Genomic DNA, 11644 nt, shown 5'->3' with positions numbered 1-11644 from the left:
TTATGTTTACCGGGATTATTGAAGCTTTAGGGAAAATTGTTTCTTTGAAAAAAGAAGGTGGCAATCTACACATTACTGTCTCCTCACCCATTTCATCCGGATTAAAAGTTGACCAAAGTGTAGCGCACAATGGCGTATGCCTGACTGTTGTTTCGACAGACGCATCTTCCCAAACCCATACTATAACTGCTATACAGGAAACACTTTCAAAAACAAATCTTGGATCCGTCAAAATTGGTGATACGATTAACCTGGAACGCAGCCTAAAAGTCGGCGACCGGCTGGACGGCCACATTGTTCAAGGCCATGTAGACACCACCGCGATATGTGAAAAAACAGAGGAGCAAAACGGAAGCAAAATATTTACTTTTATATACCCGGAAAGTGAAAGACAAATAACGGTCGAGAAAGGATCCGTTTGTGTGAATGGTATAAGTCTTACCGTTATTCACTCACAGGACCATCGCTTTTCAGTGGCAATAATCCCGTATACTTACGATAACACTACTTTTAAAACACTTAAAGCCGGAGATACGGTGAATATTGAATTTGATATACTCGGAAAGTATGCGGCGAAAATGCTATCCCGGCAATTGAACATGAATACCTGAACTGCCTATCCCTTCGCTTCAACAGTTGAATATTTGTGCATAAATTCTTCTGCACGCTCAACAATTTCAGTAGAACCTATAAACAATGGCGTGCGCTGGTGCAAGGATTTGGTCTCAAGTTCAAGAATACGGCCAAAACCATCCGTCGCTTTTCCACCTGCCTGCTCAATAATAAATGCCAATGGGTTACATTCATACAACAAACGTAATTTCCCCTTTGGAGAAGTTGAAGTAGTCGGGTAAATAAACACACCGCCATATAACAGATTGCGATGAATATCGGCAACAGCAGAACCAATATAACGTGATGAATATGGGCGATTACTGGCCTTATCTTCTTCCTGGCACCACTTTATGAATTTCTTAACCCCATCAGGGAAATGAACATAATTACCCTCATTGATGGAGTATATTTTACCACTCTTGGGGATCTTTATATTTGGATGCGACAAACAAAATTCACCGATGGATGGATCGAGCGTAAAACCATTGACCCCTTTACCTGTTGTATATACCATCATTGTGGACGAACCGAAAATAACATATCCGGCAGCCACTTGTTCTGTACCACGCTGCATAAAATCTTCGAGTGTTCCTGGACCATTCAAACTTACCCTGCGATAGATGGAAAATATAGTACCCACTGACACATTCACATCAATGTTTGAAGAGCCGTCAAGCGGATCAAAGGCCACTACATACCTTGCATTTACCGATTGATGATTCTCAATAGGAATTATATCCTCGTTTTCCTCCGATGCAATGGCGCAACATTCACCCCCAACGGTCAAAGCAGCTATAAGCTGTTCATTGGCAAATACATCCAGTTTCTTAACCTGTTCTCCCTGGATATTGGTTTCTCCGGCTTCACCAAGTATATCGGCCAGGCCGGCTTTATTTACTTCACGGTTAATTATCTTTGAAGCGATACCAATATCTCGTAACAACCTGGATAATTCCCCTTTCGCATAAGGAAAATCCGATTGCTTCTCTATTATAAACTGTCCTAATGTCTTAACCTTGCTCATATTTAATATAATTTGAGTTTCTTTAATTTGAACATTACGAATATACCGAAAATCGAGGATTCAGGAGTACTGATTTTTAATGTATTCCTTGCCAAATGCAAAAAAACCTATTTTTGTCAACTTTGCGTACATTGAAAAAAATACTTTAATTTCAATGACCCATGTGGGTATTTTCAAAAACGGGCCACTCTACCCTGACCATATACTATGATAAGAAAAGGCTTTAAAGAAGATCTACCGGCTGTGTTAAACCTTATAAAGGAATTGGCTGAGTTTGAAAAGGAACCCCATGAAGTTGTGGTGACCCTGCAGGATATGGAGCATGACGGGTTTGGTGAAAACCCGATATTTAAATTTTTTGTCGCTGAAGTTGACAAAAAAATTGTCGGGATGGCTCTCTATTTTATAAAATATTCAACATGGAAGGGCAAATGTGTATACCTGGATGACATAATAGTAACGCAACCATATCGCCGGAAAGGGATCGGAAAATTATTGTTTGAAGCTGTTGTGAAAGCAACAGTTGAAATGAGGGCGCGTCGGTTGGAATGGCAGGTGTTGGACTGGAATACTCCTGCGATCGAGTTTTATAAACAGTATGATTCCAAATTTATGAAGGCATGGTTGAGTTGCAGGCTGACAGATGAGCAGCTCAACAAATTCGGAGCGCAACTCAAACTCCAGAAAAACTGATCAATATAAATTTATGAAAGTATTCAAATTTGGCGGAGCGTCAGTTAAGGATGCGGGATCGGTAAAAAATGTTGCACATATTTTAAAATTTTTCCCGGATGAAAATCTGATCGTAGTGGTTTCTGCAATGGGAAAAACAACCAATGCCCTTGAAAGACTTACTAACGCCTTTTATTATCGCAAAGAAAATCTTAGACAAATTCTGGATGAAATAAAAAAATTTCATATTGATATAGTCGAACAGCTTTTTACTGATAAAACTCATCCGGTATATAATGAACTAAACAACACGTTTGTAGAACTGGATTGGGCCATTGAAGGAGAACCCGTCCCATCATTTGATCAACAGTATGATCAGATAGTGAGTATAGGTGAAGTAATTTCTACAAAGATCATCAGCGCTTATCTGAATGAAAATGGGATCAAAAACAGATGGGAAGATGTGCGCGATTTCATAAAAACGGATAACACGTATCGGGAAGGAAAGGTGGATTGGGAACAGACTAAACACCTCTCCCAGGCTCTTTCCAAAACTAACGGACTGGTTATTACGCAGGGATTTATTGGCGGAACTTCCGAAAATTACACAACGACATTGGGCCGTGAAGGCTCTGATTACACCGCCGCTATTTTAGCCTATTGCACCAATGCCGAAAGTGTTACAATATGGAAAGATGTACCGGGAGTGCTAAATGCCGACCCCAAATGGTTTGATGATACACACCTGATCGAACAACTTTCATACCTCGACGCGATTGAACTTTCCTATTATGGAGCTACAGTTATTCATCCAAAGACCATAAAGCCACTGCAGAATAAGCACATTCCGCTCTATGTGCGGTCTTTCATTAAACCGGATGAAAAGGGAACTGTAATTAATGATAAAGAATCGCCATTACCTGTCCCCTGCTTTATTTTTAAAGTGAACCAGGTATTACTTTCCATTTCACCCAAAGATTTTTCATTCATAGTTGAAGAAAACCTGAGCGACATATTTAAATTATTTGCGGATATGGGCATTAAAATAAATACCATGCAAAGTTCAGCCATCAGCTTTTCTGTGTGCGTGGATATTGACGAACATAAAGTACCAAATATCGTGAAGAAATTACAGGAAAAATACCGCGTACTTTATAATGAAGACATGGAACTGATTACCATTCGCTACTATAACCAGGAAACCATTGATCGCGTAACAACAGATAAGAAAATTTTACTGGAAGTTAAAAGCCGGTATACCGTGCAATTGGTTGTTAAGAATGTGTAGTGATTATTGTTCCAACAGCACTTTTATATCAAAATAAGAAAGCTTTTGATCGATAAAGATATTCCCGCCATACTTTGCTGCCTGCCTGATTAAAGTTCGTGTATCGCTTATATATAAAACATTACTGATCCATACACCGGCACCATTACTAATAAAATCACTGATTTCCATTATGGAAAACCCTTTGGTGTCAATACTTACCCGATTCTGATATTTACTGATGGCTGAATATAAATAGGTATAAGACGCGCTTCTGTCAAGAATAATATTCGCTCCGTTTGACATGAATGTTTCAATATCGAATATCTCAAATCCGCGGGCAAAAACATATACTTTACCGCCCCCTGTTCCCGTCAACGACTTCAGATCAAACGTAGAAAAAGAGCGATCGATAATGACGGATGCTCCCGCGCTTAACCATGAATTGAGCAGAACATAATCAAAGCCACGTCCATCAATAAATACATGACCGGCCTCAGTACTCACGAGAGATTGTATATCAGGCTGGCTCATTGTTGAATTAACAATAACATCAATATTTTTATCCATCAATGATCTGATCTCACTAAAGGACATGCCACCTGCTGCAACTATAACGCCGGATGAATCAGAATTAACATGCGCATTTACATGTTCCGAAAGAAGAACAAAAATCAACAATAAGATATAATATTGAAAAAATAATTTCATAGGAGCATGCTACATATTATACAATACTTTGATCTTATTAACCAAAACGCGCGCCATTTTTTCATTGCTTTCATGCGTCCACCCGGCAATATGAGGAGTCAGGATAACTTTATCCGACTGAATAAGATATTGAAATGGTTCAGGCAATGTTTTGGCATCGATATCTTCGAATGAAATTGCTTCGTATTCCAATACATCCAGGCAAGCACCTAAAACTTTTCCCGATCTCATATTTTTTACAAGGTCGGCCGTATTCAAAATCTTCCCTCTGGAAGTATTAATTATATAAAAGGGCTTCGCGAATTTATTAATGAACGTATCGTTTATGAGATAATTAGTTTCGTCAGTCAGTGGAAGGTGCAGGCTTAGCACATCCGTTCTTTTGAAAATGTCCGCTAAAGCAACTTCCCTGACCTCCTCCGTGCCAAAACCCTTCTTGTATTTATCATAGGCAATTACTTCGCATCCAAAACCACTGAATCGTTGTGCGAAAGCGCTTCCCATATTCCCATAGCCGATCACACCAATTGTTTTTCCTCCCAGCTCCACTCCCCTGTTTCCTTCGCGTATCCATTTGCCGTCACGAACCGCCCTATCTGCTCTGCCAATGTTATTTAGCAGACCTAACAACATACCCAAAGCATGCTCGGCTACTGCATCGCGATTCCCCTCAGGGGCATGGAGGCAGCGAATGCCCTTGCTTTCCGCATAGGTAACATCAATATTTTCCATGCCTGCACCAACTCTTGCGATAAATTTCAGCCGCGGGGCTTTATCAATAATATCTTTTGTGATTTTAATTCTGCTCCTAATAACAATCCCATCGTATTTATTAATATTCGTGATGATCTCCTCTTTGGTCCAGTTAAAATTCAGATCACAATGAAAACCCGATTTAATAAGCTCTTCATGAAGTGAAGGATGGGTTGTATCAATAAAAAGTATTTTCATGATCGTAGATTGTAGTACAGGTTTGTAACCTGTGCTACAGTATAATGCCGCTTAACATAATAGAAGCTACAGTGAAATAAATGATAAGGCCGGTAACATCAACCATTGTGGCAACAAAAGGTGCGGATGAAACAGCAGGGTCTAATCCCAGTCTTTTTAATATTATTGGAAATAATGAACCCATTAAATTACCCCACAACACTACCCCCATCAATGCAACCCCTATGCAAACACCTATAAGCTTCCAATGAGGCCCGTAAATATCGGTAAAGGACGACCATATGGCTACACGTAAAAATCCTAATACTCCTAAAGCGAAACCCAATGCCAGCCCTACTTTAATTTCTTTCTGAACAATATTCAACCATTCACTTATTGTTATTTCTCCGAGTGACAGCGCGCGGATAATGAGAGTTGACACCTGCGAACCGGTATTTCCGCCACTTGAAATGATCAATGGAATAAATGTCGCCAGCACCGCGGCCTTTTTTATTTCACCTTCAAAAAAGCCCATTGCTGTAGCTGTAAAACTTTCACCTATAAAAAGTAATGTGAGCCAACCCACACGTTTTTTGATCATCCCGAGAAAAGGGATACTCATATACGGCTCATCCAGGGCTTCCATACCACCCATCTTCTGAACATCTTCTGTTTCTTCTTCACGTATCACATCAACTATATCATCAATTGTGATGCGGCCGACCAACTTACCCAAACTGTCAATTACGGGTAATACAACCAGGTCGTACTTCTCCATGATCTTCGCAGCTTCTTCTGCGGGAGTATTTGTTTTAACAGAAATAATATCGGGATTATATACGTCCTTTACCTTAGCGCTCAACGATGTGGTAAGCAGGCTTTTCAGCGAAAGTAAGCCGAGCAATTTATTGCTGTCATCCACCACATAAATCGTATAAATATTTTTTACCTCTTCAGCCTGTTTCCGCAATTCACGCACACATAACCTGACCGAATCATTGACATGTACACGAACCAATTCAGTTGCCATTAAGCCACCAGCAGTATTCTCATCATAATTCATCAGGTCGACGATATCGCTGGCCTGCTCATGATCCTCCAGGTGAGATAATACTTCATCCTGTACACTGTCCGGAAGTTCGGCTATAACATCAGCCGCGTCATCCGAAGCCATGTTATCAATATGCTCTGCTATTTCTCTGGAAGTAAGTGAAGCAAGAAATTTTTCCCGCTTATCATCTTCCATCTCAACCAAAACCTTACCTGCCTCGTTTTCATCCAACTGCTTATACAGGTATTTGGACTCTTCAAGATTTAACTCATTAAAAATTTCGGCAATATCAGGGGGGTGAAGCTCTTTAAGCTGCTCCATGATAAACTTAAGGTCATTGGTACCAATGGCCTTTCGCAGAAGTTCTAAATATTCCGGTGTAAGCTGGAATTGCATAGTGTAACCAATAAACAAAAGGGACTTTTACAAACGCAATTTACGATTTATCCAGCATATTGGTCAACTCCACAAAATCTTTCACGGATAATTGTTCGGGCCGCTGTGTAAGGAAGGGATGAGTTATAAATTCTGCTTTAAGTTTAAACTGCTTAATGCCGTTACGCACCATTTTTCTGCGCTGGCCAAAAGTAGCTTTAACAACCCGTATAAAAAGTTTTTCATCACAATCCAATTGCTGCGTAGTGTTCCGTATCAAACGTATCACCCCCGATCTCACTTTGGGAGGTGGGTCAAAAACTTCCGGTTCAACCGTAAACAAATATTCGATATCATAAAACGCCTGCAACAATACACTTACAATACCGTAGACTTTATTACCCGGTTTTGACGCGATGCGTTCAGCCACTTCTTTTTGAAACATGCCAACGACTTCAGGTACCTGGTTACGATTATCCAAAACTTTAAAAAGTATTTCGGTTGAAATATTATAAGGAAAATTGCCAATAACAAGAAACGGTTCGCTGAAGTATTTATTAAACTCTATCTGTAAAAAATCGCCGGCAATGATCCGATCTCCCAACAAGGGGTATTTTTTTTGCAAAAAGGAGATCGATTCGCGGTCAATATCAATAACATAAGTTTCAAATGATTTCTCCTCTAAGAGATATTTGGTCAACACCCCCATACCGGGACCAACTTCAAGCACTTTTTTGCAACCGCTTTTATTTGTAAGGCCTTTTACGATTTGAAGTGCAATATCTTCATCTTTCAGAAAATGTTGACCTAAATGCTTCTTAGCGCGTACATTCATAATTAAAATAAGTGAGGAAACATCAGACCACTTCCAATACTGTCCGAAAGGCTACAAATTTATCCGCATAACGATCAACAAATTCCTTTTGCAAACGCGGAGCATGTTTGGCCCGATACTCTTCCAGATCAGTCATATTGTTAAGTGTATATTGCATAGAATAGGTTTTTCCCTGCGGCTCATCCATCAGTAATTTCAGCATCCTGTTTTCTAAAAAAAGGCCGGTCTTCATTACCTCAGGAATGTGCACCTCCTTCATCCACTTCAACCACTCATCGTGAATGACATCGTCAATATTTAATGTTACGTTATAGATTATCATACTTTTACTTTTTCAAAATCTATCAATTCACCGCATCCCCTCTCAACTTTCTGAATCTTTTACGGGATTCAACAGTAAACATGCTCCCGGGAAATTTTACAAGCAGATCGTTGTATAGTCCCATCGCCTTTTGTTTGTCATTCAACCTGTTCTCATACAGCCCGGCCAGGTAATACATTGCATCATCGCCCAATATATCCCACGAAAAATTATCGATTATATTTTGCAGGTATTTTGCAGCCTCCTCGTATTTATTCTTCTTCATCATTATGGCATAACGCTTAAATAAAATATCGTCCTGTATAGTATGACTGGGATACTTTTCCTTAATTGAATCCAATACGATCAATGCTTCATCATCCCTATTCTGAAACGACAACAGGTCGGCACGTGCATACATTTCCAAAGGTGTTGTAATTGAATCCCATCCCATATTGTCACTGATCATTATTGAAAGTGCCATCGCATCATTGGCAATAAGTTTTGAAGTAGATCCCTTCAGTACATCAAGCTGCGCCTGCGCCCATTTAAAATCGGCTGTATAAAATGCAATTCTCGCGTTCCTGAATTTGGCTTCCTGGCCCACTACATCGTATTTAAATGCTTTTTCGACCTGAGAATAAGTAAGTGATGCCTCCCAAACATCTCCGGTCATCAGCAAGATATCCGCCAATTCAAGTTTGCACTCGGCCTGCAGCGTTGCTGAAAGAAGGGGCATCTGAACAGCCTCCTCCAACAATGCGATAGCTTCTTTCGTTTTGTATAAATAAAATGCCTGCAAATGCGCCATATCTTTTATGAGTGAAACTGTACTAACTGATTTGCCCAGTTCCGACAAGGATTTACTGTAATTTGCTTCCAGTTCAATAAGTTCGGTCTGTGTATAATTATTCCGAGATACTACCTTTTTGTACATCGCATTCAACAGTTCGATCCGCGCGCTCAGGTAATATGAACTTTCAGGACCTTTATCAATGATATATTTATAAGCTTTAACAGCAACATCATAATTCTCATTCTGTACACAGGTTTGAGCGAGGGCTATTACACGTGAACCATCCTCCTTTTTTCGTTTATCCAACGCCTTTATTTGTGTAAAGGCTGAATCAAACTCTTTTTGCTGCATGAGCATCCACACAAGCAACTCGGTATAAACTGTTTTATCTGGGCTTTGCTGCACGCGCTTCAGCAATTGCGAACGGATGATCTCATTTTTTTTCGCGTCTCCTTCACTTCCAAAATCCGCTTGCAAGGAATTCTGAACACTTTGTAAATAGGAATCACCTAACTCCAACATATCGAGGTATTCACTTATCATAGCTGTTACATCGCCCTTCTGCTGGTAAACTTCAGCTAACTCCATATTGAACGGATATACTCCCCTAAGCAGCTTTCTCCCCTTTTGATAGGTTGCAATAGCATAATCCCATTCCTTTATTTTAAGGAATGCATTGGCCAGGTTAAATACAGGCTCCTGGTCGGCGGGCAATTGTTTAATTACTTTTTCATACTCCGACCTGGCTTTATCCGGATCACCGGCGGTGAAATAAACCATTCCAAGATCAACTCCATAATCGAGCTGACCGGGATTATTCTTCATTTGTTTTTTAACAACTTTCTCAGCAGTTTTAAAATCCTTTACCGCGAGCAAACAACTTAAATAGTTCTGATAAATAAGTTCGGATGATTTCTTCCCGAACAGTTTCTCATAATACACAATGGCTTTATCATATTCCTTGTTCTGAAAATACTGGTTGGCGAGCTTTTCATCTGTTGAAACCTGAGCAAAGGCGCTTTGCAGAATGAAAAATGAAAAATGAAAAATGAAAAATATTTTAGCTAAGTGTCTCAAGTTTAATTTTTCTGTTGTTTAGATTTAATGTCTTCCATTAACTGTTTTATTTGCGGAGTCAATTTATCAGATAACTCCATGTTACGTTTCAAAGTCGCCCGGATTGCCTGTACAGATTCTGTATTTCTTTTTACCGCCCGGGTCTCACGCTCACAATATATCCTAACACTGTCATCATTCATAATATTGTATTGAAGGTCGTGTTTAAGATTGTTAAGTTGTCCGGCAGAAAATTCCAATTCCTTCTCAAGTCCGGCATACTCTTCCTTGACAGACTCAAATACCTTGAGTAATGAACTATACTCCCCCAAAAACTCTGCCATTTCAAGCGTTAAGGTATCATTGTAATTCTGCTGAACAAAAGTTACGTTTTCTTTGATCTCGCTGTACTTATTATTGATCTCCGCTTTATCAATCGCCTTAAGTTCGGCCTGGACTTTGTTAAGCAACACCTGGAGGCTATCCATCTCTATGATCTCTTTCGGATATTTTGTTCCACAGGAATTGAGCAAAAAAAGTGTAAAAAAAGACCCTAAAATAAGCGGAATGGTTATCCTTTGCATTTTAATTGATCAGATCAAAACCGGTATAAGGCACCAGGACAGCAGGAATTCTTATTCCCTTATTGGTTTGGTTATTCTCCAGTAAGGCCGCAACAATACGCGGCAATGCCAACGCACTGCCATTCAGTGTATGCGCCAATTGGGTTTTACCATCGGTTCCTTTATAGCGGAGTTTTAAACGGTTACTTTGAAAAGCCTCAAAATTAGATACTGAACTAACTTCGAGCCATTTTTCCTGTGCGGCAGAGAACACTTCAAAATCATAAGTAAGTGCGGATGCAAAACTCATATCGCCTCCGCATAGTTTCAGTGTACGGAACGGTAATTCAAGTTTTTTCAACAGACCAGCTACATACTCACGCATTTCTTCAAGCACTTCATATGATCTTTCCGGGTGGGCTATCTGAACGATCTCCACTTTATCAAATTGGTGCAAACGATTTAGCCCCCTTACATCCTTTCCATAACTACCGGCTTCCCTCCGAAAACAATTCGTGTATCCGCAATTTTTTATCGGCAGTTGCTCGGTTTTCACAATAACATCCCGATAAATATTTGTAATCGGAACTTCGGCAGTAGGAATCAAATAAAGATTATCAATTCCTACATGATACATTTGTCCTTCTTTATCGGGCAATTGTCCTGTTCCGAAACCCGATGCTTCATTTACTAATGTTGGAGGCTGTATCTCATTATAACCAGCCGCTGTGGCATTATCCAGAAAAAAGTTTATCAAGGCACGCTGCAACTTAGCTCCCTTTCCTTTATACACAGGGAAGCCCGCCCCTGTTAGCTTTACACCCAATTCAAAATCTATGATATCGTATTGGGTAGTTAATTCCCAATGCGGCTTGGTTCCGTCCGCCAGTTTTGGCAGCTCCCCGTGTGTAAAAACGACTTCATTATCTGCAGGAGTTTTTCCTTTCGGAACTTTTGCACTGGGTAAATTAGGAACCTGCACCAGCAGACTTTTCTGCGCTTCCTCAACGATCCGCAATGACTCTTCCAGCTTTTTTGACGTTTCCTTTAATGCCGCACTTTTATTCTTCAGATCTTCGGCTTCAGCTTTTTTACCTGTTTTAAACAACTCGCCGACCTGTTTTGCCAACACATTTGCTTCATTTAAAATACTATCGAGTTCCTTCTGCGTTGACCGGCGAACTTCGTCAAGGTTCACAACTTCATCAATGAATTTCCTGCCATCAAAATTTTTTATGGCTAAACGATCAATGACATCATCCTTATTTTCGCGGATATAGTTTAATTGCAACATAAATTTTTAGTCTAAGAAACTGTTTAAAATTCATTTGATAAAAAGTATAAAGGGCATCTAAAAGGAAATCTCCTACTGAATTACTTAGTGTTGACCAAAACCCTATGTACCATGTATGAAACAAGCCTTACCGATGCCCAATGGAAAATTATAA

Annotated in this window: 12 protein-coding genes; 3 read left to right on the top strand and 9 right to left on the bottom strand. The window is 39.8% G+C overall.

Features of this window, described 5'->3' with window-relative positions:
• Positions 1 to 2 precede the first annotated feature (2 nt).
• Positions 3 to 611 (top strand): riboflavin synthase, encoded by a 609-nt coding sequence (locus tag HYU69_15720; GenBank protein MBI2271789.1) that lies wholly within the window; start codon positions 3 to 5, stop codon positions 609 to 611.
• A gap of 5 nt (positions 612 to 616) precedes the next feature.
• Here the strand turns inward: HYU69_15720 and fbp are convergent, their stop codons facing one another.
• Positions 617 to 1639 carry a class 1 fructose-bisphosphatase gene (fbp, locus tag HYU69_15715; GenBank protein ID MBI2271788.1) on the bottom strand — a complete coding sequence of 341 codons (1023 nt, stop codon included), beginning with the start codon at positions 1637 to 1639 and terminating at the stop codon, positions 617 to 619.
• Between the two features lie 207 nt (positions 1640 to 1846).
• Between fbp and HYU69_15710 the strand changes: the two genes are divergently transcribed.
• On the top strand, positions 1847 to 2332 hold the full coding sequence (locus HYU69_15710; protein ID MBI2271787.1) for a GNAT family N-acetyltransferase: 486 nt from the start codon (positions 1847 to 1849) through the stop codon (positions 2330 to 2332).
• A 13-nt stretch (positions 2333 to 2345) separates the two neighbouring features.
• A complete protein-coding gene (locus HYU69_15705; GenBank protein MBI2271786.1) occupies positions 2346 to 3599 on the top strand; it encodes an aspartate kinase in 1254 nt (417 codons plus the stop codon).
• Positions 3600 to 3602: 3 nt separating this feature from the next.
• Here HYU69_15705 and HYU69_15700 read toward each other — a convergent pair whose 3' ends face one another.
• From HYU69_15700 to serS, 8 genes are read right to left on the bottom strand one after another with little or no spacing between them, the layout of a single operon-like run.
• Positions 3603 to 4289 carry a hypothetical protein gene (locus tag HYU69_15700; GenBank protein ID MBI2271785.1) on the bottom strand — a complete coding sequence of 229 codons (687 nt, stop codon included), beginning with the start codon at positions 4287 to 4289 and terminating at the stop codon, positions 3603 to 3605.
• Positions 4290 to 4298: 9 nt separating this feature from the next.
• Positions 4299 to 5240, bottom strand: a complete 942-nt coding sequence (locus tag HYU69_15695; GenBank protein MBI2271784.1) for a hydroxyacid dehydrogenase — start codon at positions 5238 to 5240, stop codon at positions 4299 to 4301.
• Between the two features lie 34 nt (positions 5241 to 5274).
• Entirely contained in the window at positions 5275 to 6666 is a 1392-nt protein-coding gene (gene mgtE / locus HYU69_15690; protein MBI2271783.1) for a magnesium transporter, read from the bottom strand.
• 40 nt (positions 6667 to 6706) lie between these two features.
• On the bottom strand, positions 6707 to 7483 hold the full coding sequence (rsmA, locus tag HYU69_15685) for a 16S rRNA (adenine(1518)-N(6)/adenine(1519)-N(6))-dimethyltransferase RsmA (protein ID MBI2271782.1): 777 nt from the start codon (positions 7481 to 7483) through the stop codon (positions 6707 to 6709).
• Between the two features lie 19 nt (positions 7484 to 7502).
• Entirely contained in the window at positions 7503 to 7802 is a 300-nt protein-coding gene (locus tag HYU69_15680; protein MBI2271781.1) for a DUF4286 family protein, read from the bottom strand.
• Between the two features lie 22 nt (positions 7803 to 7824).
• Positions 7825 to 9654, bottom strand: a complete 1830-nt coding sequence (locus HYU69_15675) for a tetratricopeptide repeat protein (protein MBI2271780.1) — start codon at positions 9652 to 9654, stop codon at positions 7825 to 7827.
• Between the two features lie 2 nt (positions 9655 to 9656).
• A complete protein-coding gene (locus tag HYU69_15670; protein ID MBI2271779.1) occupies positions 9657 to 10217 on the bottom strand; it encodes a hypothetical protein in 561 nt (186 codons plus the stop codon).
• Position 10218: 1 nt separating this feature from the next.
• On the bottom strand, positions 10219 to 11490 hold the full coding sequence (gene serS, locus HYU69_15665; GenBank protein ID MBI2271778.1) for a serine--tRNA ligase: 1272 nt from the start codon (positions 11488 to 11490) through the stop codon (positions 10219 to 10221).
• Positions 11491 to 11644 lie beyond the last annotated feature (154 nt).

Source organism: Bacteroidota bacterium (assembly GCA_016183775.1).
Classification (GTDB): domain Bacteria; phylum Bacteroidota; class Bacteroidia; order JABDFU01; family JABDFU01; genus JABDFU01.
The sequence above is the reverse complement of the archived record's forward strand: the minus strand, read 5'-3'. Positions and strand labels throughout refer to the sequence as shown.

Excerpts from the sequence above, each read along its gene's own strand:
- HYU69_15700 (MBI2271785.1), bottom strand. The coding sequence starts at position 4,289 with ATGAAATTATTTTTTCAATATTATATCTTATTGTTGATTTTTGTTCTT.
- HYU69_15670 (MBI2271779.1), bottom strand. The coding sequence starts at position 10,217 with ATGCAAAGGATAACCATTCCGCTTATTTTAGGGTCTTTTTTTACACTT.
- HYU69_15695 (MBI2271784.1), bottom strand. The coding sequence starts at position 5,240 with ATGAAAATACTTTTTATTGATACAACCCATCCTTCACTTCATGAAGAG.
- serS (MBI2271778.1), bottom strand. The coding sequence starts at position 11,490 with ATGTTGCAATTAAACTATATCCGCGAAAATAAGGATGATGTCATTGAT.
- HYU69_15680 (MBI2271781.1), bottom strand. The coding sequence starts at position 7,802 with ATGATAATCTATAACGTAACATTAAATATTGACGATGTCATTCACGAT.
- fbp (MBI2271788.1), bottom strand. The coding sequence starts at position 1,639 with ATGAGCAAGGTTAAGACATTAGGACAGTTTATAATAGAGAAGCAATCG.
- mgtE (MBI2271783.1), bottom strand. The coding sequence starts at position 6,666 with ATGCAATTCCAGCTTACACCGGAATATTTAGAACTTCTGCGAAAGGCC.
- HYU69_15705 (MBI2271786.1), top strand. The coding sequence starts at position 2,346 with ATGAAAGTATTCAAATTTGGCGGAGCGTCAGTTAAGGATGCGGGATCG.
- HYU69_15710 (MBI2271787.1), top strand. The coding sequence starts at position 1,847 with ATGATAAGAAAAGGCTTTAAAGAAGATCTACCGGCTGTGTTAAACCTT.
- HYU69_15720 (MBI2271789.1), top strand. The coding sequence starts at position 3 with ATGTTTACCGGGATTATTGAAGCTTTAGGGAAAATTGTTTCTTTGAAA.